Annotated in this window: 23 protein-coding genes and 1 pseudogene; 6 read left to right on the top strand and 18 right to left on the bottom strand. The window is 71.3% G+C overall.

The window, feature by feature from the left end:
- Window positions 1–57 precede the first annotated feature (57 nt).
- The 4 genes from CFP66_RS33040 to CFP66_RS33025 are packed head-to-tail and all read left to right on the top strand — an operon-like array spanning window position 58 to window position 4,857.
- The gene (locus tag CFP66_RS33040; RefSeq protein WP_094929170.1) at window positions 58–873 is read left to right on the top strand and encodes a TnsA-like heteromeric transposase endonuclease subunit; all 816 of its coding nucleotides are present in this window, start codon (window positions 58–60) and stop codon (window positions 871–873) included.
- A gap of 5 nt (window positions 874–878) precedes the next feature.
- Window positions 879–2,957: a Mu transposase C-terminal domain-containing protein gene (locus CFP66_RS33035; RefSeq protein WP_198961827.1), complete on the top strand. Its 2,079-nt coding sequence runs from the start codon at window positions 879–881 to the stop codon at window positions 2,955–2,957.
- 17 nt (window positions 2,958–2,974) lie between these two features.
- The gene (locus tag CFP66_RS33030; RefSeq protein WP_094929169.1) at window positions 2,975–4,027 is read left to right on the top strand and encodes an ATP-binding protein; all 1,053 of its coding nucleotides are present in this window, start codon (window positions 2,975–2,977) and stop codon (window positions 4,025–4,027) included.
- Between the two features lie 38 nt (window positions 4,028–4,065).
- Window positions 4,066–4,857: a hypothetical protein gene (locus CFP66_RS33025; RefSeq protein ID WP_143517442.1), complete on the top strand. Its 792-nt coding sequence runs from the start codon at window positions 4,066–4,068 to the stop codon at window positions 4,855–4,857.
- A gap of 247 nt (window positions 4,858–5,104) precedes the next feature.
- Here the strand turns inward: CFP66_RS33025 and CFP66_RS33020 are convergent, their stop codons facing one another.
- From CFP66_RS33020 to CFP66_RS32995, 6 genes and pseudogenes are all read right to left on the bottom strand, one after another.
- Complete coding sequence (locus tag CFP66_RS33020; RefSeq protein WP_094929167.1) at window positions 5,105–5,413, bottom strand: putative quinol monooxygenase; 309 nt, start codon at window positions 5,411–5,413, stop codon at window positions 5,105–5,107.
- Between the two features lie 42 nt (window positions 5,414–5,455).
- A complete protein-coding gene (locus tag CFP66_RS33015; RefSeq protein ID WP_094929166.1) occupies window positions 5,456–6,367 on the bottom strand; it encodes an amidohydrolase in 912 nt (303 codons plus the stop codon).
- Between the two features lie 41 nt (window positions 6,368–6,408).
- A pseudogene (locus CFP66_RS33010) lies at window positions 6,409–6,821 on the bottom strand (heme-binding protein).
- 55 nt (window positions 6,822–6,876) lie between these two features.
- Window positions 6,877–8,016, bottom strand: coding sequence for a glutathione-independent formaldehyde dehydrogenase (locus tag CFP66_RS33005; protein WP_094929165.1), 1,140 nt, complete (start codon window positions 8,014–8,016; stop codon window positions 6,877–6,879).
- 47 nt (window positions 8,017–8,063) lie between these two features.
- Entirely contained in the window at window positions 8,064–8,621 is a 558-nt protein-coding gene (locus CFP66_RS33000) for a type 1 glutamine amidotransferase domain-containing protein (protein WP_094929164.1), read from the bottom strand.
- 323 nt (window positions 8,622–8,944) lie between these two features.
- Window positions 8,945–9,547, bottom strand: coding sequence for a hypothetical protein (locus tag CFP66_RS32995; protein ID WP_198961826.1), 603 nt, complete (start codon window positions 9,545–9,547; stop codon window positions 8,945–8,947).
- Between the two features lie 356 nt (window positions 9,548–9,903).
- On the opposite strand from CFP66_RS32995, the gene CFP66_RS32990 reads away from it, so the two are divergent.
- Window positions 9,904–10,959, top strand: a complete 1,056-nt coding sequence (locus CFP66_RS32990) for a LacI family DNA-binding transcriptional regulator (protein ID WP_158228296.1) — start codon at window positions 9,904–9,906, stop codon at window positions 10,957–10,959.
- 16 nt (window positions 10,960–10,975) lie between these two features.
- Here the strand turns inward: CFP66_RS32990 and CFP66_RS32985 are convergent, their stop codons facing one another.
- The 11 genes from CFP66_RS32985 to CFP66_RS32935 form a co-directional block, all read right to left on the bottom strand.
- Window positions 10,976–11,788 (bottom strand): mycofactocin-coupled SDR family oxidoreductase, encoded by an 813-nt coding sequence (locus CFP66_RS32985; RefSeq protein ID WP_094929162.1) that lies wholly within the window; start codon window positions 11,786–11,788, stop codon window positions 10,976–10,978.
- A gap of 11 nt (window positions 11,789–11,799) precedes the next feature.
- Window positions 11,800–12,612 carry a mycofactocin-coupled SDR family oxidoreductase gene (locus tag CFP66_RS32980; protein WP_094929161.1) on the bottom strand — a complete coding sequence of 271 codons (813 nt, stop codon included), beginning with the start codon at window positions 12,610–12,612 and terminating at the stop codon, window positions 11,800–11,802.
- A 10-nt stretch (window positions 12,613–12,622) separates the two neighbouring features.
- Window positions 12,623–13,480 carry a sugar phosphate isomerase/epimerase gene (locus CFP66_RS32975; RefSeq protein WP_094929160.1) on the bottom strand — a complete coding sequence of 286 codons (858 nt, stop codon included), beginning with the start codon at window positions 13,478–13,480 and terminating at the stop codon, window positions 12,623–12,625.
- 17 nt (window positions 13,481–13,497) lie between these two features.
- Window positions 13,498–14,328, bottom strand: a complete 831-nt coding sequence (locus CFP66_RS32970; RefSeq protein ID WP_094929159.1) for a carbohydrate ABC transporter permease — start codon at window positions 14,326–14,328, stop codon at window positions 13,498–13,500.
- Window positions 14,328–15,263, bottom strand: a complete 936-nt coding sequence (locus tag CFP66_RS32965; protein WP_094929158.1) for a carbohydrate ABC transporter permease — start codon at window positions 15,261–15,263, stop codon at window positions 14,328–14,330. Before CFP66_RS32965 ends, CFP66_RS32970 begins: the two co-directional genes overlap by 1 nt.
- Entirely contained in the window at window positions 15,260–16,702 is a 1,443-nt protein-coding gene (locus CFP66_RS32960) for an extracellular solute-binding protein (RefSeq protein ID WP_158228295.1), read from the bottom strand. The genes CFP66_RS32965 and CFP66_RS32960 overlap by 4 nt, the downstream gene beginning before the upstream one ends.
- Window positions 16,703–16,819: 117 nt before the next feature.
- Window positions 16,820–17,866 carry a Gfo/Idh/MocA family protein gene (locus CFP66_RS32955; RefSeq protein WP_094929156.1) on the bottom strand — a complete coding sequence of 349 codons (1,047 nt, stop codon included), beginning with the start codon at window positions 17,864–17,866 and terminating at the stop codon, window positions 16,820–16,822.
- Window positions 17,866–18,831: an ABC transporter permease gene (locus CFP66_RS32950; protein ID WP_094929155.1), complete on the bottom strand. Its 966-nt coding sequence runs from the start codon at window positions 18,829–18,831 to the stop codon at window positions 17,866–17,868. The genes CFP66_RS32955 and CFP66_RS32950 overlap by 1 nt, the downstream gene beginning before the upstream one ends.
- Complete coding sequence (locus tag CFP66_RS32945; RefSeq protein ID WP_198961825.1) at window positions 18,828–20,366, bottom strand: sugar ABC transporter ATP-binding protein; 1,539 nt, start codon at window positions 20,364–20,366, stop codon at window positions 18,828–18,830. Before CFP66_RS32945 ends, CFP66_RS32950 begins: the two co-directional genes overlap by 4 nt.
- Complete coding sequence (locus CFP66_RS32940; RefSeq protein ID WP_198961824.1) at window positions 20,363–21,532, bottom strand: substrate-binding domain-containing protein; 1,170 nt, start codon at window positions 21,530–21,532, stop codon at window positions 20,363–20,365. The genes CFP66_RS32945 and CFP66_RS32940 overlap by 4 nt, the downstream gene beginning before the upstream one ends.
- Window positions 21,529–22,347, bottom strand: coding sequence for a sugar phosphate isomerase/epimerase (locus CFP66_RS32935; RefSeq protein WP_094929154.1), 819 nt, complete (start codon window positions 22,345–22,347; stop codon window positions 21,529–21,531). Before CFP66_RS32935 ends, CFP66_RS32940 begins: the two co-directional genes overlap by 4 nt.
- 133 nt (window positions 22,348–22,480) lie before the next feature.
- Between CFP66_RS32935 and CFP66_RS32930 the strand changes: the two genes are divergently transcribed.
- Window positions 22,481–23,749, top strand: a complete 1,269-nt coding sequence (locus CFP66_RS32930; RefSeq protein WP_094929361.1) for an ROK family protein — start codon at window positions 22,481–22,483, stop codon at window positions 23,747–23,749.
- Window positions 23,750–24,063: 314 nt separating this feature from the next.
- Here the strand turns inward: CFP66_RS32930 and CFP66_RS32925 are convergent, their stop codons facing one another.
- On the bottom strand, window positions 24,064–25,248 hold the full coding sequence (locus CFP66_RS32925) for an IS4 family transposase (protein ID WP_233159927.1): 1,185 nt from the start codon (window positions 25,246–25,248) through the stop codon (window positions 24,064–24,066).
- Window positions 25,249–25,390 lie beyond the last annotated feature (142 nt).

Below are 25,390 nucleotides of genomic sequence, written 5' to 3'. Positions count from 1 at the left end.
GCCATCGGATGGAGCGCTGCCAATAAGTTGAGCCACGTCGTGTCGACGACGGATCGGATGGCAGCGACCGTGGCAGGCGAGTTGGCGGCAGTACCGCTGGACGCTTCGTTGCCGTCTGAGGTCGAGGCGGAGTTCTCCGGGCCGGAAGGCAAGGTGCGGCGCGAGCCGCTGCGGAGTTGCTGGGACGTACGGTTCGAGCGGGTCGCGCCGGTGCGGACGTTCCCGTCGTTCCGAGGTCAGCGGAACTGGCCGGGGCTGTGGTGGTTCGCCCGGACCGGCGAGCACGTCGGCTTCGAGTCGTGGGTCGAACGCGATCGGTTGATGGCCTTCGACGCGGATCCGTTCGTCGTCGGAGTTGCCGCGCAGCCGATGTGGCTGCACTGGACCGACGTCGAGTCCGGACGGTCGGTGCGGCATGCCCCGGACTACTTCGCGCGCCGCGCTGACGGCACGGGGGTGGTCGTTGATGTGCGCCCCGATGAGCGGGTCCGCGCGCAGGACGCCGCGGTGTTCGCGGCCACCGCGCGGTTCTGCGCGCGGGTCGGCTGGCAGTACCTGCGGGTCGGTGAGCTCGGGCCGGTGTGGGCGGCGAATCTGCACTGGCTGGCCGGCTACCGCCACCCGCGCAACGCCCGCCCGACGGTGATGGCCCGTCTGCGGGACACGTTCGCCACACCGACCGCGCTGCTGGACGGCGCGGCCGCGGCGGGCGAGCGGACAGCCACCCTGCCGGTGCTGTTCGGCATGCTCTGGCGCTGCGAGCTGACCGCCCCGGTGGAGACCGACCGGCTCGGCCCGTCGACCGTGGTCAGCCTCGGCACCTCGGCGGCACGGGGCAACGCCGAGCTCCCGGCTTTCGGTTCGGCCGGGTGACCAGGATGGGGTTGCCGGTCCTGGCGCCGGGCGACGAGATCCGCCTCGACGGCGACAGCTACCGGGTCGTCGCGCTGGACGGGACGGCGGTGCGGCTGGTCGACGTGACCGGCGCGGCCACGGCGATGCGGATCGGGCACCTGATGGCCGATGCGAGCTTCGAGCTGGTCACCGCGAACCGGCCGAGACTGTCCGGCCAGGCCACGATCGAGCAGCTCCCGCAGGAGGCGCGGGCGCGCGCGCAGTGGTGGGAACAGCACCTGGTCGAGGTGCTCACCGGTGTCGGGCCCGACGCTGCGCCGGGCGCCGCCCCGCGCCCCGAGTACGACCCGGCCCGACACTCGCTGCGGCAGCGAGAACTGGCCAAACACGCCGCCCTGACCGCCGCCGGCCATGAGGTCGGGTTGTCCACACTCAAGCGGCTACGCCGCCGCTACGAGCGCGACGGGCTCTGGGGCCTAATCGATCAGCGCCACGCCCGCGCCGCCCGCGGCCGGGCGCCCGGAGGGCGCACCGACCCGCGGGTGATCGAGGCGACCCGACAGGCGATCGCCGAGCAGACCGACCGGTCGACCGGCACCGTCGCCCGGCTGCGCCGGCGGGTCGAGCAGCTCGTGGCCGCCGACCCGGACCCGCCGGCGCTACCGGCCGAGCGCAGCTTCTATCGGCTGGTGGCCCGCCTGTCCGCGGGACAGCACACCTTCGGGTCGGCGCGGACCCGCCGCTCGCTGGCCAAGCAGCCCGACGGTCCGTTCGCCGCGGTGACGGCGTCCCGGCCCGGTCAGTGGACGCAGATCGACTCCACACCGCTCGATGTCCGGGTGGTCCTCGACGACGGCACCGTGGACAGGGTGGAGCTGACCGGGCTGGTCGACCACGCCACCCGCACCATCGCCGCCGCAGTGCTGCGCCCGACCACCAAGGCCGTCGACGCCGCGCTGCTGCTGGCCCGAGCGGTGACCCCGGAGCCGATGCGCCCGGGCTGGGCCGACGCGCTGCGGATGACTCGCTCGGTGCTACCGCACGAACCCCTGACCGCCATCGATGCCCGCCTCGAGCACGCCGCAGCCCGCCCGGTGATCGTCCCGGAGACGATCGTGTGTGACCACGGCAAGGCCTACCTCTCGGCCACGTTCCGGGCGGCGTGTCGCTCGTTGGGGATCAGCCTGCAGCCCGCGCACCCGGACACCCCGACCGACAAACCGATCATCGAACGCACCCTGGGATCGGTGTCGACGCTGTTCGCCCAGTACGTGGCCGGCTACGTCGGGCGCAGCGTCGAGCACCGCGGCCGCGACGCCGAGCAGCAGGCCGTGTGGTCGATGGCAGAACTGCAAGCGCTGCTCGACGAGTGGATCGTCGCGGTCTGGCAGAACCGGCCGCACGAGGGGCTGCGCGACCCGCTGACACCGGGCCAGGCGCTGACCCCGAACGAGCGCTACGCCGCCCTGGTCGCGGTCGCCGGCTACGTCCCGGTCCCGCTCGGCCCGGACGACTACATCGAGCTGTTGCCGACCACCTGGCGGGCGATCAACTCCTACGGGATCAAGCTCGGCCAACGGCGCTACGACAGCGCCGCGCTGAACCCCTACCGCGGCCAGGACTCCGGGGTGAGCACGAACAACGGCCGTTGGGAGATCCACCACGACCCCTATGACATCTCCCGGATCTGGGTGCGCAACCACCACGAGCAGGGCTTCCTCGAAGCCGCCTGGACCCACCTACGCAGCGCACCAGTCCCGTTCGGGGAGCTCACCTGGGCCCACGCCCGCGAGATCGTCGCCGCCCGCGGCAGCGACCCGGTCACCGAGTCCGAGATCGCCGAGGCCGCCGCCCGCCTGCTTGACACCGCCGAACACGGCCCTGACCAGCCAGAGCCTCACGAGGCGAAGCGCCGCCGATCGGCCCGCACCCGGCGGGTCGTCGGGCGCACCCGCGCCACCGCCGTCGACCGGCCCGTCCCCGCTCCGGACACCTCGACCGAGCCTGCGGCGGAAACCGCGGACGACACCGACGGCGACACGGCAGAGGTGATCGCGCTGCCGTTGTTCGACGCCCGAAAGGAAGCCGAGAAGTGGTGGTGACATCCAGTGGTAGTGCCATGACCGTTGAGGCCGACCCGAGCCAGGCCGAGTCCGGTGCCGGTGACGCCGGCCAGCTCGAGGACCGCCGGCTGCCCACCAGCACCCTGGACGGGTGGCGGCGATTCGTCCACGCCGACCCCTCCATCGTCGAGCTGCTGCACGCCGATCGCTGGTCGGAACTCTCCGAGGCGCAGCGGCGCGACTACGACGAGGCCCGCATCGCCCACCACGCCGAGCTGGTCGTAGTCACCACCTCGGCCATCTCCGAGATCACCGAGGAGGGCCGGCTGCTCACCCTGATGAACCAGCGCGAGATCGGCGCCCGGCGCGGGCTGATGGTCTCCGGCGCGGCGGCCACCGGCAAGACGACCGCGATCAAGCAGCTCGGGAGGGTGCACGAGCTGCGGACCCGAGCCCGGTTCCCGCGCAGTGACCGGATCCCGATCGTTTATGTCACCTGCCCACCCAAGGGATCTCCGCGCAAGCTGGCCATGGAGTTCGCCCGCTTCCTCGGCCTACCCCCGGTCGGGGCCCGGCAGAACGTCACCGACATCGCCGACGCGGTCTGCCGGGTGCTCATCGATGCCCGCACCGACCTGGTGATCGTCGACGAGATCCACAACTTGAACCTGCAGACCTCGGCCGGGGAGGACCTCTCCGATCACCTCAAGTACTTCACCGAGCACCTGCCCGCCACGTTCGTCTATGCCGGGATCGACGTCGAGCGCTCCGGGGTGTTCACCGGCACCCGCGGCCGTCAGCTCGCCGGGCGCTGCAGCCTGATCCCCACCGGCCCGTTCCCCTACGGCGACGAATGGCGCCAGCTGGTCGCGGCCATGGAAGCCACCCTGCGGCTGCACCAGCACCGGCCCGGCGCCCTGGTCGAGCAGGCCAAGTACCTGCACGCCCGCACCGGCGGCATGATCGGCAGCCTGGCGCACCTCACCCGAGCCGCGGCGATCCGGGCGATCCTGTCCGGCACCGAGGCCCTGACCCAGCCGCTGCTGGACAAGGTCCGCATCGACCACGCCGCCGAGTCGGCGACCCGGCGCGCCAGCAGCACCCGGTGACGGTCAACCCAGCCGGGCACGTCCGGATCCGCGACTGGATGACCGCGCTGCCGCCCGCGCCGTTGCCCCAGACGGTCGCGCCGCTGCCTTACGAGGCAATCCACCACTACCTGCGCCGCCTGGCCAACGCCAACCACCTGACCGTCACCCAGCTCAGCAACCTGATCCACGTTCGCCGCCCACCCGGGCACGCCGGCCGTGGCTTCGGAGAGCAGACCCGCGAGCGTCTCGCCGCCGCGACCGGGCAGCCCCTCGACCGCATCACGCGGCTCTACTGGGGGCCAGGCCCCGACGACCGGGACGCCTTCGGGCGCCGGCAGCCCTACGGCCACGGGCTCCGCCCGGCCTGTCGTCGCTGCGCCGCCCGCCACGGCCTGCTCGACCCGGTGCCCTGCAAGTTGCCCGACCACTACATGATCTGTCGGCGTCACCGGCTCTGGATCGGGCCCAGCATCCGCAACCCCGCCAGCCAGCTCGACCTCGCCGATATCCCCGAGCTCGCTCGGTCTCAGCGCCGCCAAGAACGGCTGCTGCGCGACCACGCCAGGGCCGTGGTGGCCGGCACGCACCACCATGCCTCGCAGATCTGGCGTTCTCGCATCCTCCGCCGGCCCACCTTGACCCCGCTCCAACGGCACCGCCTAGACATCCTCGCCCGCAACGGCGCCGCGATCCCGCTCATGGTCGACACGAAGCTCCTCGGCCACGACATGGTCAACAGCCTTGCCGTCCGGATCGCGATCTACCCCGAAGTCGTGCGACTCACCGAGCTTCTGCTTGACCTGCGCGGCGAGTCGCGCTGGGCCTGGATCTGGAACCGCCGCCGGTGACCCTGGGCGGACACGCTGCCGGATGAGCCGCACGTGGTTCGGCACGGTGGGCAGGCACGATTGACTGGCCCGTATGCACGCCCGCATCGCCGAGATCAAACCCGCTGCCCCGACCCCGACGCCACCATTTCGGCGCTGACGCCGAACCTGGGCGGGCCGATCTCGGCTACCCCGTTGTTCGTTCAACGGCCGCGTCCGCGGCCGCGGCCGCGGCGGTACCGCCGACCGGAGCTCCGACACACGGTTATCAGATCGGTGGCTTCTCGGCGATGACGTCCACGGGTTCGATGGTGGGCTGGGCGAACAGGGTGCCGGTGTTGTCGGCGAGGGCTTGGGCGACCTGGCCCGAGAGGTGGGCCTGGCGACCGGAGTCGTCGGGAAAGGCGTCGTAGATGCCGAAGGACGAGGGCCCGAAGCGGATGGCGAACCACCGCACCGTGTTGGGCTCCTGCTCCACGATGCCGAGCCCTTGCTGCAGGAAGTCCTCGACGTCGCTTTCTCGGCCTGGCAGCGCCTCGATACGCACGAGAAGCCCCACGGTCACTGGTTCAGCCATGATCGATCTCCTTCGAAAGACGTCGTCGCGTGCGGGGTGCTGTCACGACGACAGCGGTTGATCCGAGCGAGCCGGCGGCGTGGCGGCGGGTGCTCGCACGCCGTAGAAGCGCTCGGCGGTGTGGGCCCAGAATGAGTCGACCCCGGCGGGTCCCAGCTCGGGGACGAGCTGGTCGGTCAGCGCGACCACGTCGGTGTAGCCGAGTAGCTGGCTGGAAACCGGCCAGTCGCTGCCGAACATGACGCGGTCGGCGCCGAAAGTCTCGAACAGGAAGTCCGCGTACGGCTGGAACTGCGCCGCCGACCAGCCGCGGCCGACTTCGGTGAGCATCCCGGAGAACTTACACCACGTGTTGGGCCGCTCGGCCAACCGCAGCATCCATTGGCGCCACTGGTCGTCGGCGTCCGGCCGGTAGGTGGGCTTGGACAGGTGGTTGATCACTGCCGGCAGCTCCGGGACCGCCTCCAGCGCGGCAGCGACGGCGGACAGGTGCTCGGTGCGGGTGAGGGCCTCGAACCGCAGCCCCAGCTCGTGGAGCCGCTCGAGGTTGGCGCGCACCTGCGGGCGTGTGACCCAGTTCGGGTCAGGCAGGTCGTGGATCATGGGTCGCACCGCCCGCAGATACTCGTCGGCGGCGAGCTCGGCCAGCAGCTCGGCGTCCTCGGGCCGGTCGAGGGCCACCCACCCGGTCACCCCGAGCACGAAGTCGGTGGCGTGGGCGAGCTCGAGCAGGAACCGGGTCTCCTCCACCGTCGGTGCGGCCTGCACCACGATCGTCCCGCCGACCCCGGCGGCCTCGAGGGCCGGGGCGAGGTGCTCGGGCAGGTGATCCCCGCGCAGCGGCCCGTCGGTCGGCATCCAGTGGTAGTCGCCGCGCTCGACCCGCGCGGCGCTCCACAGGTGGTGGTGGGCATCCAACCGCCTGCCGGGCAGAACCTCGGGGGGATGAGTCATCGGCACTCCTGGCGGGTCCGGGACGGTCGGCGGGCGCGGGGTCAGAACGCGGCCATGGCAGCCTCGGCGACGATCTGGTCCTGCTCGCCGGTGCCCCCGGAGACTCCGACCCCGCCGACGACGGTCCCGTTGTTGCCGCGCAGCGGCAGACCTCCGGCGAAGATCATCACGCGGCCGTGGTTGGAGTCGCTGATGCCGTAGAACTGCTCGCCGGGCTGGGAGTTCTTCGCGAGGTCACCGGTCGAGGTGTCGAAGGCCCGCGCGGTGAACGCCTTGTTGATCGAAATGTCGATGCTGCCCATCCAGGCGTCGTCCATCCGGATGTGTGCGACCAGGTTCCCGCCCGCGTCGACCCCGCCACGTTGCTCGGAGACCCGATCTCGCGGGCCTTCTGCTCGCCCGCGGCGATCACCCTGCGGGCATCGTCGAGGGCCACCGTCTCGACCTGTCTCATCGTTGTTCCCCTTCCCTTTCCGTTTCTCGCGGCACCTGGCTCTCGGCCCGGTGGTTCACGCGGGGTTGAGCACGACCTTGGTCCAGCCGTCGTCGCGGGCGTCGAAGTGCTGGTAGGCCTCCGGCGCCTGGTCGAGGGTCAGGTTGTGGGACACGATCCAGGAGGGCGTCATCTTGTTTTCGGCGATCAGGTCGCGCAGGTGGCGGTTGTAGCGCTTGACCGGGGCCTGGCCGCAGCCCATCTGCTGGCCCTTGAACCAGAAGGTGCCGAAGTCGAAGCGGGCCTTGCCCTGTTGGGCGAGCTCGTCGGGGGCGCCGGGGTCCTGGGGGATGAACACGCCGACGGTGCCGATGCCGCCAGTGAATTTCACCGAGGCGACCAGGTTGTTGAGGGTCAGCGCGTTGTCCTCGTTGCCCTGGGGGTCGTGGGCCTGGTAGCCGACGCACTCGGCGCCGCGGTCGGCGCCGCGGCCGTTGGTCTGTTCCATGACCTGGTCGACCGGGGAGCCCTTGGAGTCGTCGATCGGGATCGCGCCGACCTGTTCGGCCAGCTTGAGCCGGTCGGGGTGGCGGTCGACGACCATCACCTTCGCCGCGCCCTTCACCGACGCCGACAGCGCGGCCATCAGCCCGACCGGGCCGCCGCCGTAGATCACGATGGTCTCGCCGGGGACCAGGCCCGACATCTCCACGGCGTGCCAGCCGGTGGGCAGGATGTCGGAGAGCATCGTGTAGTCGTTCTGCTTGTCCTTGGCGTCCTCGGGCAGGCGCAGGCACTGGAAATCGCCCCACGGGATGCGCAGGTACTCGGCCTGCCCGCCGGCCCAGCCGCCCATGTCGGCGAACCCGTAGGCGCCCCCTGCCATGTCGGGTTCGTTGGCGGTCAGGCAGTAGTTGGTCAGTCCGTGTTCGCAGTTGCGGCAGTGCCCGCAGCTGACGTTGAACGGGGCGGAGACCATGTCCCCGACCCTGATTTTGTCGACGCCGTCGCCGACCTCGATGACCTCGCCGAGGTTCTCGTGGCCGAAGATGCGGCCCTGCTCGAAGTCGGTGCGGCCTTCGTACATGTGCAGGTCCGACCCGCAGATGTTCGTTGCCGTGATCTTGACCAGGACGTCGGTGGGCTTCTCGATCCGGGCGTCGGGAACCTCGTCGACGCTGACCTGGCGCGGACCGTGATAGACGAGAGCCTTCATGAGCAATTCCTTCCCAGGTTCGGGTGCCGTGGCGGTCAGTGGTGGGGTCAGGTTGCAGCCGGGACGGCCGCGAACTGTTCGACGATCGCCGCGCAGAAGGCGGGCAGGTCGAACGGGGATCGGCTGGTGGTGAACTGGCCGTCGATGCAGACCTCCTCGTCGACGACCTCGGCGCCGGCGTTGCGCAGGTCGGTGCGGATCGAGGCCCACGACGTGAGTCGCCGCCCGCGGATCACGTCGGCCTCGGCGAGGGTCCAGGGGCCGTGGCAGATCGAGGCGACCGGTTTGCCGGTGGCCACGAAGGCGCGCACGAACTCCACCGCGGTGGGGTCGGTGCGTAGCTGGTCTGGGTTGACCGTGCCGCCGGGCAGCAGCAGCGCGTCGTAGTCGCTGACCGACGCCTCGCTGACCTCCCGGTCGACCGTGATCGTGCCGGCCGGGTCCTTGTCCCACTCCCGTGCCCACAAGGAGCCGGTGTGCAGTGAGAGAACCTCGACGGTGGCGCCGGCGCCGTAGAGGGCGCCGCGGGGCAGGTCGAGCTCGACGCGCTCGACCCCGTCCGCGGCCAGGGTCGCGATCGTCCGGCCGCGCAGTTCGTGGGCCATGGCTGTTCCTCCTTGATCATCGGGCGGGCCCGGGCTCAACGGGAATCGCACTGCGTCTACCCCGTTCGCCGGGAGCCACACCCTGTGGCGTTCATCAAGAGTCGGATGGTCCCGATTCACCGGCGATCGGTGCCCGTGTCGGGGTGGTCGCGGTGGGGCGGTGCACGGTCAGGGCGGAGTCGAGCCCGGTGAGCTGCAGCAGCCGCCGGGGTGTCCGGTCGGGTGGGTGAGCACCAGCCAGCCCGGGCAGGCGCGGAACTGGCGGTCGGCGCGCACGAGCACCCGGAGGCCGATCGAGTACGCCGGTCCAATCGCGCATCGCTTCAACACGCCGAGCCGGCCCGGGCTGCCGTCGCGGGCTGGAGTGGCTCAGATCGGATGGCAAACCGACGGTCTGTCGTCGCCAGTCGATCCGAGCCACCGCAGGCCAAGGACGCATAGTGGCTCAGATCGACTGGCACCGGACAGCGGGCCCACCGGCCTGCGGCGGGCAGGTTGCAGTACTCGAGCCAGTCGCTCATCTCCTCCGCGGTGCCCGTGCCCGCGTTGGTGCAGATGTAGGGCGTGGTGCCGACGGCGCGGCACCACTCGATGAACTCGTCGGTGCCGAAGGTGTTGGGGTCCTCGACGCGCCACGCCTTGTCCCAGGACGGAACGCGGTCCGGACCCACCCCATCGAGCCAGTGGTAGCCGGAGACGAAGCACCCGCCGGGCCACCGGACGACGTCGGGACGCAGCTCCTGGATCGCTTCGATCACGTCCGTGCGGAAGCCCTGCTGGTCACTGAGTGGCGAGCCGGGGTCGAACAGGCCGCCGTAGATCTGCCGGTGGAAGTGCTCGATGAAGTGACCGAAGATCCCGCGGCTGTACTCCACCGCGGGACGGTTGAGGGCCACGTGCATCCGGGCGTTCACGGCGTCGGGCAACGGTCCACCTTCCGAGGGCGTGCGGCGGCCCCCTGGAGCCCTGCCGGCACTGACGACTGCGATCGGCCGTTCGGGGAGGAGTAACCCGACGGCGGGGAAGACGGCCGGAACGCTACCTCGGTGTTCCACCGATACACAAGAGTCTGTTTCAGTCTTGTTCCGATCACGTTCGCAGCCGTTCCACGCCGCCCACCTGCTCATCCGCGGATCGGTCCCGGGAACCGGCACGACTCGGCGCCGGATCGACCATGAGCCCAGGCGATCACGTAAGCTCTTGTTCTTGTCTGTTCTCGTCTTGTTCAGGTCGCCGTGAATTCGCTGCTCGGGCGGGAACGGCGGGCCGTACCATCCCGGAGGTGGTTCCGACGGACACCGACGACATCCCGGTCGCACGGCGGGCGACCCTGCGCGACGTCGCGTCGGCGGCCGGGGTCTCCGTCTCGGCCGTGTCGCTCGTGCTCAACGGTAAGTCCGGGGTCTCCGCCGAGCGGCGCCGACGGGTGCTGGATGCGGTGGAGTCGCTGAACTACACCCAGGCCGCCCGGCCCACGCCCGGCAAGCGCACGGCGGTGCTCGGCCTGCTGATGGAGAACCTCTCCGCTTCTGCCAGCAGCGACGGCTTCATCGCCGAGATCGTGTCCGGGGTGGAGGAAGCGGCGCGCGATGCGGGCTTCCAGATGCTCCTGCACCTCTACCGGCCCGGCGCCGACCCGATCGGCGACATCCGCGCTCTCATGGGCCGTGACGTCGACGGCCTGCTCGTGGCGAACGGCGGCGACATCGGCGAGGCCGTCATCGACGGGGTGCTGCAGACCCACGTGCCGGTCGTCCTGATCGAGAACTACGTGCCGGCCCCGTCCCACGCCGTGGTCGCGGACAACCACACCGCGGGGCTCGCCGCCACGCGCCACCTGATCGGGCTCGGCCACCGCCGCATCGGGTTGCTCGCCGGCTCGCCCCGCTACGTCAGCCTCCTCGACCGGCGGCGCGGTCACCTGGCTGCGATGGAGGAGGCGGGCCTGCCCGTCGACCCGGCGCTGATGCCGCCGCAGGAGCCGGGCCACCCGAAGAAGGGCTACGCCCAGATGCAGCGGCTGCTGTCGCTCCCCGAGCCGCCGACCGCGGTCTACGCAGTCAGCGACAAGAGCGCGATGGGTGCGCTCGACGCGGTCCGGGAGGCGGGGCTGCGCGTACCCCACGACATCTCGATCGTCGGCACCGACGACGTGGCCGAGAGCGCGTACACCTCTCCCCCACTCACCACCTTCCACGTGCCGAAACGGGCGATGGGCCACGCGGCGGTGGCGATGCTGCAGCACCTGCTCGGCGCGGAGCGGCCGCCCCCGTCGCGGCTGGTCCTGCAGGGGCGGATCGTCGAGCGTGGGTCCGCCGGGCCACCCCCGCAGGGGTGACTCGGCGTGCACCCTGCTACTTGAGCATGAAGCCCGCATCAACGCGGACCTCGGTGCCCGTGACGTAACGGGCGTCGTCGGACACGAGGAAGGCGATCATCTTCGACACATCCTCCGGCTGCACGACGTCGACCGGCATGAGGTTGCCGCGCATCGGGCCCGCGAGCCGATCGTGCTCCTGGATCCATTGCGCGAACCACTCGTTGTTCGACATCTCGGTGTTCACACCGGTCGGGTGCACGACGTTGACCCGGATCATCTCCGGCGCGAGCTCCCAGGCGAGCGTGCGCATGAGCGCGATGCACCCGTGCTTGGCCACGTTGTAGTGGGTGCAGCCGGCCACCGAGCGCAGCCCGCCGGTGGAGCCGGTGATCGTGATCGCGCCGCCGCGCTTGCCCGCGATCATATGCGGGACGATCGCCCGGCAGACCTTCCACACGCCCGTGACGTTGACGTCGAGCATGTCGCGCCACTGGTCGTCGGTGAGCTCCCAGGTGCTGTCGGCCGCGCTCATCACGCCCGCGTTGCAGACCAGCGCGTCGACGCGGCCGAGCTCGTCCATCGTGCGTTCGGCGAGCCGCGCCATGTCCGCGGTGTCGCGGACGTCCGCCTCGACGGCGACGCAGCGGCGCCCCGCCTTCTCGACCAGCCGCACCGTCTCCTGCATGTCCTCGGCCGTCGCCATCCCGTACTCGATCGTGGCGATGTCGCCCGGCGCGTCGCAGATGACGATGTCGGCGCCTTCCGCCGCGAGCGTCACGGCGTGGGCGCGGCCCTGCCCGCGCCCACCGCCGGTGATGACCGCAACCTTGCCGTCCAACCTGCCCATCCTTGCCTCCGTCACTTCAGCAGGAACCCGGCGTCCACCGGGAGCGTCACGCCGGTGATCCACTTGGCCTCGTCCGAGCAGAGGAAGGAGACGACCGCGGAGACGTCCGCCTCCGGCATCGCGTCCACCGGCATGAGGTTGCCGCGCATGGCGTCGCCGAGCTCCTTGTGCTCGTCGAGCCACGGTGGGAAGTAGTCGTTGTTGGACATCGGGGAGTCCACACCGGTCGGGTGCAGCGTGTTGACGCGGATGCCCTCGGGTGCGAGCTCACGCGCGAGCGCCCGCATCAGCCCGACGATCCCGTGCTTGGCCGCCGTGTAGTGGGTGCAGCCCGCGACGCCCTTCAGCCCGGCGATCGACGACGTGATGATGATCGACCCGCCGTTGCCCCCGGCCCGGATGTGCGGGACGACTGCCCGGCAGGCCTTGAACACGCCCGTCAGGTTGATGTCGATCATGTCGTCCCACTGCTCGTCGGTGAGCTCCCACGTGGTGTCCGACAGGCTGAGGATCCCGGCGTTCGCCAGCAGGAAGTCGATGCGCCCGAACTCGTTCACGGCGGTGTCGGCGAGCCGGTTCATGTCCGCGGTGCTGCGGACGTCGGCTTCGATCGCCACGCACCGGCGGCCGGTCTTCTCGACCTCGGCGACGGTCTCGTCCAGGTCGCCGGGGCGGCCGGTCGGGAACATGACCGACCCCACCTGCTCGGTGATGTCGCAGACCACGATGTCGGCGCCCTCCGACGCGAGCCGCACTGCGTGCGACCGCCCCTGCCCGCGTCCACCGCCGGTGATGACCGCGACCTTGCCGTCCAACTTGCCCATCTGTTTCCTCTCAGTCCTTCCCGGCCGGCAGGCAGGAACGCACGTAGGCGTCCGCCTTGGCCAGTTCGTCCGTGACGCGGTGCAGCGGCCAGCCACCGGTGCCGTGGCACTTGAGGCTGGCCGGTCCGCGGTAACCCACCCGCGCGAGCGCAGCGAGCGGTACGGCGTGGTCGAGCGTCCCGTCCAGGCGGGGCAGCTGCTTCTCCCCCGGCCCGAAGTTCAGCCCGTCGGCTCCGCGGCGGTAGGCGCGGTCGATGTCCCAGATGTAGTAGTAGAAGAGCCGCTTGCGCTCGGCGAGGAACGTGATGGCTTCGCTGATGCCGTCACCCACCACCCACAGGTGCGGAGGGGCGAGGCAGATCCCCAGGTTGGGGTGGTCGATGTCGGTCACGAGCCGCGTGATCTGCGCGAGGGTGTCCACCCCCTCGTCCCAGCGCCGGTCCTCGCCGCCGCCGGACTCGAAGCCGGCGTGGAACGGCACGGTGAGGTGGTTCTCCACGGCGATCCGCACGCCGTTGCGGGCTGCCGTCTCGACCAGCGGCGGCAGGAACGTCGCGACGAAGTCGGGGTAGTTCGCCTCGCAGTCGAAGATGACCGTGTCGATACCGAGCTCACGGGCGAACTCGATGCGCTCGGCCATCTCGTCCTGGGTCTTGCCGTACATCGTGAGGCCGCAGGGCCGCATCCCGTACCGGTCCAGGACCGCGAGGATGCGCGCCGGGTCGTCGCCCGGGTTGACGTGCGCGGCGAGCGGCTCGGCCGAGGACCACAGGTTGATCTCGCGGAACCCGAGCCCGGCGAGCTCCCGCACGGCCACCTCGAAGGGGTAGTCGTGGTACGGGAGGATCTCCGCGGTGTAGCGCAGCATTCTCCAGTCGCTCCTTACTACTTGACGGCGCCGAAGGTCAGTCCGGCGACGATCCGGCGGCGCATGACGAGGGTGAGCACGAGGATCGGCGCGGTGATCACGGTGGCGGCGGCGGTCAGGTTCCCCCACTGCGTGCCGAACATGCCGGTGAACTCCTGGATCCCGACCGGCCCGGTCTTCGCGTCGGCACGGGTGAGTGACAGCGCGAACAGGAACTCGTTCCAGGCCAGCACCGCCGAGAGGATCGCGACGGTCGCGACTGCGGGCACCAGCAGCGGCCAGATGACGTCGCGCAGGATCCGCCCGGTCGACGCCCCGTCCACCATCGCGGCCTCCTGGATCTCGTAGGGGATCTGCAGGATGGTGCTGCGCAGGATCCAGACCGCGATCGGCAGGTTGAACGCCGCGTACGGCACGATCAGCACGATGTAGTTGTCGATCAGTCCCAGGTAGCCGGCGGCGATGAAGACGGGGATCACCGCGACGATCGGCGGGAACAGGTACGTCGACAGGATCCACGACGACAGTGCTTTGCGGGCACGAAAGTGCCGCATCGACAGCGCGTAGGCGGCCGGGACCGCGAGCAGCACGGTCAGGACGGTGGCGCCGGCCGTGACGACCATGCTGTTGAGCAGCAGGCGGTCGTAGCCGACGGAGGTGCCTGCGGCGCCGGTGAGCACGTCGCGGTAGTGCTGCAGGGTCGGTGTGAAGAGCCACGCGGGCGGCAGCTGCTTGGCGATCTCGTCGGGCTTGAACGAGGTCGTCAGCATGAACACGACCGGCACGAGACCGAGCAGGAGCCAGGCCCACAGCAGGACCCGGCCGACCACGGACGCGGGCGATCGCATCAGGCCTCCTCGGGCCGGGCGTAGCGCCCGATCACCCGCAACATCGCGGGCACCAGCAGCGACAGGACGATGAGCAGCAGGATCGCGGCGGCCGAGGCGGCGCCGATCCGGAAACTCTGCAGGGCGACCCGGTGGATCCCGAGATTCACGATCTCGGTCGCCTCACCGGGCCCCCCGTTGGTGAGGATCTTGAACGAGTCGAAGGTCTTGAACGCCTGGATCGTCCGCAGCACCACGGCGATCGCGAGGAACGGCATGAGCTGTGGCAGCACGACGTGCCGGAAGGTCTGCCAGCGGCCGGCGCCGTCGAGGGCGGCCGCCTCGAGCGGCTCGCTCGGCACGGCCTGCCGCCCCGCGATGAGGATCAGTACCACGAACGGCGTCCATGCCCACACCTCGAGGCCGACGAGCGCCACCCACGCCGTGACGGGCTGGGCGAGCCACTCGGTGCCGATCCCGAGGTAGTGGTTCACCCACCCGTAGTTCGGGTTGAGCAGCTCCCGGAACACCAGGCCCGAGACGGCGGGGGTGATGGCGAACGGCACCAGCAGCAGGAGCGTGCCGACCGTGTTGGCCCTCGTCCGCGCCGCGAGCGGCATCGCCAGCAGCATCCCGAGCCCCACCTGCAGCGCCACCGAGACCGCGACGAAGGCCAGCGTCGTGAGCAGGCTCTGCCGGGCGACGGGGTCGGTGAGCACGAACGCGTAGTTCTCCAGGCCGACCCAGTCGGTGCGCCCGCCCAGGAGGTTCTCGTCGCGGAAGCTCGCCCGCAGCAGGTAGACCGCCGGGAAGACGGTCATGAGGAGCAGCACGACCAGCGCCGGCGCCATCAGCAGCCAGGGGCGGCCGGACCGTGGGCCGCGCGCGGCCGCGCCCGCCCCGGCGGGCGAGTGCGGCCCGGCCGGCCGCGGACGGGTCGGGGTGCTGGTGCTCATGGGGTTCCCTCCGGCAGCCTGTAGCCGGCCTGGCGCAATCGCCGGTTGACGTCCTCCGCCGCCTTGTCCAGCGCCGCGCGCGGGGTGGCCGCGCCGCTCGCGGCAGTGTTGACCGCGACGGCGATGGCCCGGCTGATCTCGGTGTAGTTGGTCAGGCGCGGTCGTCCGACGCCCTCGGCGAGCGACTCCCCGAGCGCGGTGTAGAACTCGTCGCCCGCGAGCTGCTGGTAGACGGACGTGCGGCTGGGGTGCAGACCCTCCGCGGTCATCGCTAGCTGCTGCTCGGGCGCGGTGAGCCAGCTGATCGCGCGGTAGGCCCACGCCTTGTTCTGCGAGTACTTGTTGATCGAGAGCATCCAGGTGCCGAAGTGCGGGCCGCGGCCCACGCCCGTCGGCACCGGGGCGTAGCCGATCTCGCCGCCGACCGCCGCGTCGAGCTCGAGCGAGTGGTAGTTGAAGGTCATCGCGGTCAGCCCGCTGTCGAACGAGGACGCCGCCTCGTCCCAGGACGCGGCCGTGGTGCCGGGCGGGACGCTCTTCTTCCCGCTGATCAGGTCGTGGTACCAGGTCAGCGCCTTCTCCCCGGCGCGCCCGGTGAAGTCGAGCGACAGGTCGTCGTTGATCATTCGGCCGTTGCCGCCGAAGCCCGCGAGCAGCGACTTGAAGTCGTCAGTGGCCCAGTCACCGACCCCGGCCATCATCGTGGTGCCGTAGAGGCGCTGCTCCGGGCGCGTGAAGAACTCCGCGACCTGCGCGAACTCGTCCCACGTCGCCGGGACGGTGAGAGGGCGCCCGTAGCGCGTGCGGAACGCCTCCCGCTCGGCCGGGTTCGCGAACAGGTCCTTGCGGTAGGCCATCACCATCGCGTTGGCCTGCAGCGGCATCCCGTAGACCTCGAAGCCCTGGCTGCGTACCGACCCCAGGTCCGCGGCCGTCTCCGGCGTCGGGAACTGGCGCACCTCGTCGTCGGCGTCGTAGACCGCGGTGTCGGCGAGGACCTTCGGGATCATGTCGTCGAGCCGGGCGGGGGCCACGTCGCCCAGCGCCGGGTTCTCCAGGTACGGGCCGAGCGGCTCCAGCGCCCGCACGAGGGCCGGCGCCCACGGCGTGTCGACGACGAGGATGTCGTAGTGCGAGCTGCGGGTGGCCACCTCGGCGTAGACGCGCTGCTGCAGCGCGTCGTAGGGCTGGGTGTCAATCTGCAGGTCGAAGCCGAACACCTCGCGGAACCGCGGCAGGATGCTCTGCACCGCGGTCGCGTTGGCCTCCGCGGTGGCGTAGAGCATCCGCAGTTGCGGCGGCTTCGGGCTGGCCGGGTCGGTGCCACCGCCGGACGCGGCACCCGCGCAGCCTGTGATGAGGACTGCGGCGACGAGCACGGCGACGGCCCTGCTCGACCACGCTCGGGGGCCCCACCGGTGACGGGGGAAACGAACCACGGCGTCCTCTCCTCTCATCGCGTGTGCCGGTCAGCGCCTCGACGCCGTGCTCGCCCGCCCATGCCGCGATCCGGTCCAGCGACTGGCCGGGCAGGCAGGCGGTGAGGAATCCGAGCTTCACGAGGGACGAACCTCCACCCAGGCTCCGAAGGAGGTGGAGTCGATGACGGCGTCGGTGAGCACGGCGGCCCGCAGGCCGTCGGCGAACGTCGGGAGGCCGTCGGGGGCCTCGTCGGCCATCGCCGCGTAGGTGTCGCCGACGAAGGCGTTGAAGCAGTCCTGGTAGCCCTGCGGGTGCCCCGGCGGCAGCAGCGAGTACCGCGCCGCGGCCGGGGAGGCGGAGGGCGATCCGCGATGCACGGCCCGGTTCTCGGCGAGGCCGCCGACGTGCAGGGTCTCCGGAAGCTCCTGGTCGAACTCGTACGCGGCGGCCGCGCCGTCGAGGGAGAACCGCAGGACGTTGCGCCTGCCCACGGACGTCTGGCTGACCAGCATCGAGCCGGACGCGCCCGCGTCGGTCTCGAAGAGAACGGTCGTCGCGGTGCCCCCACCCGAGGTCCGCGCGGACAGGCGGGTGATGCGGTGCCCGGTGGTGAACTCGACGAGGTCGCACCAGTGCACGCCGATGTCGGCGAACGCGCGGTGCTCCCCGCCCTCGGCCGCCTCGCCCCGCCAGCCGGCCGGAGCCCCGCCCGCCTGCCAGTCCTGCAGGTAGGCCCCGTGCAGCAGGTGCAGCGGACCCGCCTCACCGGCCGCGATCCGGGCCCTGGCCTCGCGGACCGCGGGGTAGAAGCGGTAGACGAACGGCACGGTCGCCACGCGGCCCGCGGCGGCCGCGGTGAGGTCGGCGGCGTCGGCCAGGGTCATCGCGAGCGGCTTCTCGCAGACCACGGCCTTACCGGCGGCGAGCGCCCGGCGCGCGAGCGGCACGTGCAGGGAGTTCGGGGTGCAGATGTGCACCACGTCCACGTCGCCGGACTCGATCAGCTCCTCCGCCGTCGCCGCCGGCGCCAGCGCGCCCAACCGGCGGGCCGCCTCCGCCGAGCGGTCCGGAGTGGACGCGGCGACCCGTGCCACCACCGCTCCGGCCGCCCGCACGGCGTGCGCGTGCACCGCCCCGATGAATCCGGCTCCGACGATCCCGGCTCGTACCTGGTCGCCCATCACTTCTTCCTGGCCAGCGCGACCGCCACGATGATGATCAGTCCCCGGATGATCTGCTGCTGGCTGTTGTCGAGGCCCGCGAGAATCAGGCCGTTGTTGATCAATCCGATGAGCAGCGAGCCGAACAGCGCACCGATCACACTGCCCGCGCCGCCGAAGAGGCTGGTGCCGCCGAGGATCACCGCGGCGATCACCGACAGCTCGTCGCCCGTGCCCCACTGGTAGCGGCCGGACTCCAGGCGCCCGGCGTAGAGCATCCCGGCGATCGCGGCGACCACCGAGGACACGAGCATCACCGTGAAGGTGATCCGCTTGGTGTTCACGCCGCTGTACTCGGCGGCCACCCGGTTGCCGCCCGTCGCGAGCACCTGCCGGCCGTACCGGGTCTTCGCGAGCACGACCGCGCCGATCGCGACGGCGACCGCGGTCCACACGAGCAGTCCGGGAATCGGCCCGATGTTCCCGCCGCCGAACAGGGCGTTGAACGTGTCGTCGAGGATCGGGACCGGCGCCGACGCCGTGATCAGCTGGGCCAGCCCGAACGCGATCCCGAGCATCGCCAGGGTCACCAGGAACGACGGCATCCCCAGGAACGTCACGAGCCCGCCGTTGACGATCCCCACGACCAGCCCGACGCCGAGCCCGGCGAGCACGCCGAGCAGCGTGCTGCCGGTGGACCCGATCGCGAGGGCCGTCGCCACGCTCGCGAGCCCTGCCACCGAGCCGACGGACAGGTCGATCTGCGCCGCCGCGATCACGAACGTCATCGCGACTGCCATCACCGAGATGATCGCCGTCTGCCGGACGATGTTGAGCAGGTTCGTCCCGGTCAGGAAGCCGTCGCCGCTCAGGAAGATCGCGAAGAGCAGGAAGACGACGGCGAAGCCGATGTAGATCGCGTAGTTGCGCCAGTCGATCCCGCGCAGCCCGGCACGGGTGGTCTCCGGTTCGCGCGTCGTGGTCATGTGCGGACTCCTTGGATGGCGAGCTGGAGGGACTCCTCGTCGGGGATCTCGCGACGGTCGAGGTCGGCGGTGACGGCGCCGCCGCGCAGCACGAGGACCCGATCGCTCACGGCGAGCAGCTCGGCGAGCTCGGACGAGATGACGATGACGGCCTTGCCGGCGTCGGCCAGCTCGCGGATGTGCTGGATCATCTCGGTCTTGGTGCCGATGTCGACCCCGGCCGTGGGCTCGTCGAGGATCAGCACGTCGGGGTCGCGGCCGAGCCATTTACCGAGCACGACCTTCTGCTGGTTGCCTCCCGAGAGCAGCCGCACCGGGCGCTTCGGGGAGACGAGCCGGATGCGCAGCCGTTCGACGAGCCGGGTGACGATCCCGTCGCCGCGCCGGTCGTCCACGACACCGCCGCGGGTGAGCCCGCCGAGCACGGGGAGCAGGAGGTTCTCCCGCACCGAGTGCTCCAGCACGAGCCCCTGCCTGCGCCGGTCCTCGGGCACGAGCGCGATGCCCTTCGCGATGGCGATGCGCGGGTTGGTGATCCCGGCGGGCTCGCCGCGCAGCAGGATCTCGCCGGCCTCGGGCCGGTCGATCCCGAAGATGACCCGGGCCAGCTCCGTGCGCCCGCTGCCCATCAGCCCGGCCAGGCCGAGGATCTCACCGGCGCGCAGGGTGAAGGAGACGTCCTGCACGACGGCGCCGGAGCACAGCCCGCGCACCTCCAGGAGCGGTGGTGCGTCCGGGCCGGGGGCGGCGGGGCGCTCCTGCCACGCCAGCGCACTCTCCATCCGCCGCCCGACGATCGCCTCGACGATCCGCTCCGGGGTGAGGTCGGCCAGCGGCTGCGACAGCACCACGCCGCCGTCGCGCAGCACGGTGATCCGGTCGCAGATCTGGTAGATCTCCTCCATCCGGTGTGAGATGTAGACGATCGAGACGCCGCGTTCCTTCAACCTCCGGATCAGCGCGAACAGCGCCTCCGACTCGGTCTTCGTCAGGCTCGCCGTCGGCTCGTCCATGATCAGCACCCGGGCGTCGAGCGCGAGCGCCTTCGCGATCTCGGTGAGCTGCCAGTAGCCGGTGGGCAGGCCGGCGACCTCACGGCGCGGGTCGAGGTCCACGCCCATCCCGGCGAGGATCTCCCCCGCCCGGCGCACCATCGCCGCGTCGTCGATGAGCCCGCGGCGCAGCGGCTCGTGGTTGAGGAAGACGTTGCGCGCCACCGACAGCGTAGGCACCAGGCTGAACTCCTGGAACACCATGCCGATTCCGGCCGTCTCGGCCGCGGCGGTCGAGGTGAGGGAGACCTCGCGCCCGCCGACGGCGATCGTCCCACCGTCGGGCCGGTGCACGCCCTGGAGGATCTTCATCAGGGTGGACTTGCCGGCGCCGTTGCCGCCCGCGAGCGCGTGCACCTCGCCGGGCGCGAGGGTGAAGTCGACCCCGGTCAGCACAGGGGTGCCGCTGAAGGACTTCTCGATCCCGCGCATCTCGACGGCCGGCGGAGCTGCCGTGGTCGCGGTCGTCGGAGTCCCGGTCATCGCGCTCCCCCCTCCACCGACTCCACCAGGGCGGCGGGCGGTTCGGACCGGTACACCTCACGCCAGGCGTCCAGCACGTTGTCCTGGGTGACCGGCAGTGCGTCGAGCGCCACGTAGGGCGGGGCCTGCTTGCCGAGCAGGGCGTACGCCGCGAGGGTGGCCTCGGTGACGCCCTGGTCGTACGGGCGCTGGGCGCCCAGCCCCGCGACGAGCTCGCCGGAAGCCAGCGCGATCGCGACGTTCGGCCCGAGATCCTCCGTGGTGATCACGAGGTCCTGGCGGTCGATGGACCGGGCGGCGGCGATGATCCCCTCGGTCGGCACGTCCCACACGCCCCAGATCCCGGCGAGTTCCTGGTGCTTGACCATCATCGCGATGGCCGCGGCCTGGGCCTGGCCTGCGAAGTCGGGTCCGGTCACGCCCTTGCGGTCGACGATGCGGATGTCCGGGTAGTCCCGCTCGATCGTCTGCGTGAAGCCCTCGTAGCGCTGGCGGGTGACCTGGAAGTCGGCCTCGTGGTAGATCACGCCGATCTCGCCGCGGCCGCCCAGGGCGTCGGCCATGAGGTGCGCGGCCACCACGCCGTTGCCGACGTTGTCCGCCGACACCGCGGAGACGTAGTCGCGGCCCGCGACCATCCCCGACGGCGCGTTGTCCATGAACACGAGGCGGACGCCCGCCGCCGCGGCCTGCTCGTAGGCGCCCGCAGTGGCCACGGGGTCGGTCGGGATGGACACGATGATGTCGGGTTGGCGCGCGAGCACGGTCTCGATGTCGGAGACCTGCCGGTCGGGCTCGAAGCCCGCGTCGGTCACGGCGATGATCTCGATCCCGAGCTCGCCGAACCGCTGCCGCAGGCCCGCGATCTGGGCGTCGGTCCAGCCGTCGCCCGTGTAGTGCATGACGATCGCCGCGGTGGCCCCGATCTCACGCACCTGCGCGACCTCGGCGTCGGTGAGGGTCACCGAGTCGGCCCGGGCCGGGGCCTCCCCGCCCGGCCCCGTCGCGAGCACCTGGCCCTGCAGCGCGGCGAGCGCCGCCTGCGCGGGCGGGTAGCCGCCCTGCGGCCGCTCCCGCACGCTCGCGGCCCCGGCGCACCCGGTCAGCGCCACCAGGAGCAGCGCGCCCAGCGCGCCCGCGCACCGCACCGCGGTCCGGCGGCTCACGCGAGCGCCTTGTCGAGGAACGCCTTGCTGATCCGGGCGGCCTCGGCGGGATCCCCGTCGTAGGAGTCGAGCTCCACCAGCAGCCAGCTGTCGTACCCCACCTCCTCCACCGCGGCCAGCACGTCGGTGAAGTCGATGTCGCCGTGGCCGAGCGGCAGGAAGGTGGTGGTCGCGCGGTCCAGGTCCTTGAGGTGCACGTGCCGGACCCGGTCGGGGTAGCGGCGGATCAGCGCGGCGGGGTCGCCGCCGCCCGCGGCGAGGTGCGCGGTGTCCGGGCAGAACCCGATCCGCGACCGGGACATGACCTTGTCGACCTCGTCGGGGCTCTCGACGATCGTGGTCAGGTGCGGGTGGTAGCAGGCCGACAGCCCATGCTCCTCAGCGATGTCGGTGACGGTGTCGAGCGCCGCGCCCAGCCGGTCGTAGTCGCTGTCCGGGGTGCCGGCCGCCCGGCGGGCCCCGCCGCCGACCACGAGCTGCTCCGCCCCGAACAGCGCCGCCAGCTCGGCCGCGCGCCGCACCCGGTGCAGCTCGTCGGGAAGGATCTCGCGATACACGAAGTTCGCCCCGGTGTACACGCTGACCAGCGCCAACCCGGTCTCGCCGAGCAGGTCGCGCAGCTCGGCCGGGTCGTCGGCGAAACCCGCGACGCTGCCGTCGAACATCTCCACGCCCTCGTAGCCGGCCGCGGCGATGTCGCGCAGCGCCCGGTGCATCGAACCGGGGACCCGGTAGAAGAGGTCCTTCACGCTGGTCACGCCGGTCGCGTCGCCGGTGACGCCGCCCCACGTGATCGAGTGGTAACCGAGCCGCATCTCGCCCTCCTTTGGACCGACGCGAGCAAACTATTGCTCACGACATACAGAAGTCAATGCTCTACGCTCGGCTGTGGTCGCGCGGAGGCGCACGGGAGGGAGCGAGCACGTGGTGGCGCCGGTCGATCGCGGGATGGGTGCCGACCAGCTCGACTCGCTCGTCGCAGTGCTCGACCTGGTCCGGTTCCAGACCGCTCGCACCAGACCCGAGCTGGTCCAACGCAGTGGCCTCGGACGTACGGTGGTCACCCAACGCCTCGCCCAGCTGACGAGCAGCGGCCTTGTGGCCGAAGGCGCGCTCGGCCCTTCGACCGGCGGCCGCGCCCCACGTGAGCTGCGGTTCCGCGCCGAGGCCGCCGTCGTACTGGTGGCCGAGCTGGGCGCCACGAGCATCAGCGTCGGCCTCACCGACCTAGCCGGACAGTTGGTCATGCAGCGCGAGGAGCAGTGGGACATCGCCGTCGGCCCGGAGCCGACGCTCTCCCGGGTCGCGGAGCTCTTCGACCGCATGCTCGCGGCGCAGCCGGACACACCGCCATGGGGCATCGGCGTGGGCGTTCCCGGGCCCGTCGAGTTCGCATCCGGGCGGCCGGCCGCCCCGCCGATAATGCCGGGCTGGGACGGCTACCCGATCCGCGACCGGTTCGCCGCCCGCTTCAACGTGCCCGTCTGGGTGGACAACGAGGTCAACACGATGGCACTGGGCGAATACCGCGCCGGACTCGGCCGCGGCGCCGACGACCTCATCCACGTCAAGATCGGCACTGGTATCGGGGCCGGGCTCATCTCCGGTGGCCGGCTGCACCGAGGCACGCAGGGCTGCGCCGGCGACATCGGCCACATCGCGCTGGTCTCCGAGCTGATCGAGACCGGCCCCGGCGCAACCCAGCAGATGTGCCGGTGCGGCAAGTTCGGCTGCCTCGAGGCGCTCGCCAGTGGGTCCGCGCTCGCCCGCGACGCCACCGCGGCAGCCGAGGCCGGCCGCAGCCCCGCACTCGCCCGCTGCCTCGCGGAGGCCGGCTCGCTCACTGCGACGGATGTCGTGCACGCCGCTGAGTTCGGCGACCCGGTCGCGGTCGAACTGCTGCAGCGCGCCGGCCGCCTGGTCGGCGAGACACTCGCGGCGCTGGTCAGCTTCTTCAACCCATCGATGGTGCTGCTCGGTGGCGGCGTCGGGATGTCCGGCGACCTCCTGCTGGCGACCATCCGGCAGGCGATCTACCGACGCTCGCTGCCGCTCGCCACCCGTGACCTGCGGATCGCCCGTTCCCAGCTCGGCGACCGGGCCGGCCTCATGGGCGCCGGCTTCATGGTCGTCGACGAGCTGTTCTCGCGGGCGCTGCTCGGCCGCTGGCTCTACCAGGGCACTCCGGTCGGTCAGCCGACGCTCGCCGCCGGCTGACCAGCGTCGGCGGAGCAATCCCGGTTCGCGGGCCGCTCGGCATCGCCCCGGGGAAGCACGGGAGTGGCGCCCACGCCGAAGTCGTCATCGAGGATTTGGCGGGCGCTGGAGCGCCGTGGACCGTGCTCTCGTCGTGCGCGGCTCCTGCCGGGCCGGCGAGCAGTGGCCAGCGCGGGTCGTGCCGCAGGTACAGCACGATGCCACGCCCCTCCCGTCCGAGGCTGATCGAGGATGCGCACTGCACCTCCTCGCACCCGCACCCGCTGGGCCGGACACCTCGCCGAGCAGCCTGCACTAGGCCCAAAGCCGTTCAGTTAGGCCGGTGGCTGCGCTGTCAAGATCGGCTCTATCTCGATGGTGATCAGAGCGGGGCGGCTGAGACCGCGGTGGCGGCCCTTGGCGGTGCTGGCGACGTACTTGGAGATCGGGCGTTTGACCACGCGCGGGTTGGTTCGGACTCGGCGGGCGGGCAGGAGCTGGTCCAGGACGTGGCGGCCGATCGTGCCGACGAGATCGAGCACGGTGTCGGCTATGACCCCGGCGGCGGCGATGAGCTGGTCACGGGCGGCGTGGCGGGCGACGGTGAAACTGCCGCGGTCGGGATCGACGTCGGCGCGGTGCAGGGTGGTGTCGCTAATCGCGAGCCGCAGCACCTGGTAGGTGATCAACAGGGCGTAGATCTCCTGGGCGACCCCGGACGGGCTGCGTGAGCGCAGGACCCGCCCGCCCAGACTGGTGGACTTGAGCTCGGCGAAGCAGGTCTCGATCTCCCAGCGTTCGTGGTAGAGCCCGACGATGTCCACCGCCGGCACGGCGGGGTCGAGCACGGTAGTGACCAGCCGGTAGGTCTCGGTCCGGGCGCCCTCGCTGGTGGTGATCGTGACGGCGGCGGTGACCACCCGGACCTCGACCCGCCCGATCCGAGACACGAACGACCCGTCGGCCAGCGTGCGGCAGATCGGGAGCCGACGATCGTTCTTGACCCGCACGAGCAGGTCGGCACCGGTCGCAGCGAGCGCGGTGAGGAACTCGGCGGCGGCGAAGTTGCGGTCGGCCAGCACGATCATCCCGGCCCGGGCCGACACCAGCAGCTGATGGGCGTAGCCGAGTTCACCGACCCGGTCGGTGCCGAACACCGCGTCGATGACCGTACGCGTGCCACACGCCACCAGCGCCAGGACCCGGATCATCGGATAACCGGTCCTGGTGCCACGTGAGCTGCCGCCCTTGCAGAACTCCGTCAGGTTGGCCGGGCTGTCCGGGCAGCACAAGATCGTGCCGTCCACCGCGGTGACCAACCGGCCCCGCCAGAACACTCCCGGGCGGCCCGCGCGTGCGGCCCCGACCTGTGCGCAGCCGGTCTCTGCGCCGCGCAGCAGGTCGAACAACGCCCGCAGCGGCGCCACCCCCACCCGGGCCCGGGTGGACCGTTCCCGATCTTGTAGACACTCGGTCGTAGACTGCCGCTGATCGCAGCGGAGGGGATCGCGTGGCGACACGCCGTCATTTCACCCAGGAGTACAAGGACCAGGCCGTTAGTACTGCAACGGCAGTTCATGTCCGCGGTGGTCGGTGGCCGCGACGTCGGTAGTGGCATGCGCGTGCCTGGTGTTGGCGGCGTCGTCGCCAGATCGACCAGTT

Origin of the sequence: Pseudonocardia sp. MH-G8, from assembly GCF_002262885.1 — a bacterium.
In the GTDB taxonomy this organism is placed as follows: Bacteria; Actinomycetota; Actinomycetes; order Mycobacteriales; family Pseudonocardiaceae; genus Pseudonocardia.
This window is presented reverse-complemented; position numbering and strand designations above follow the sequence as displayed.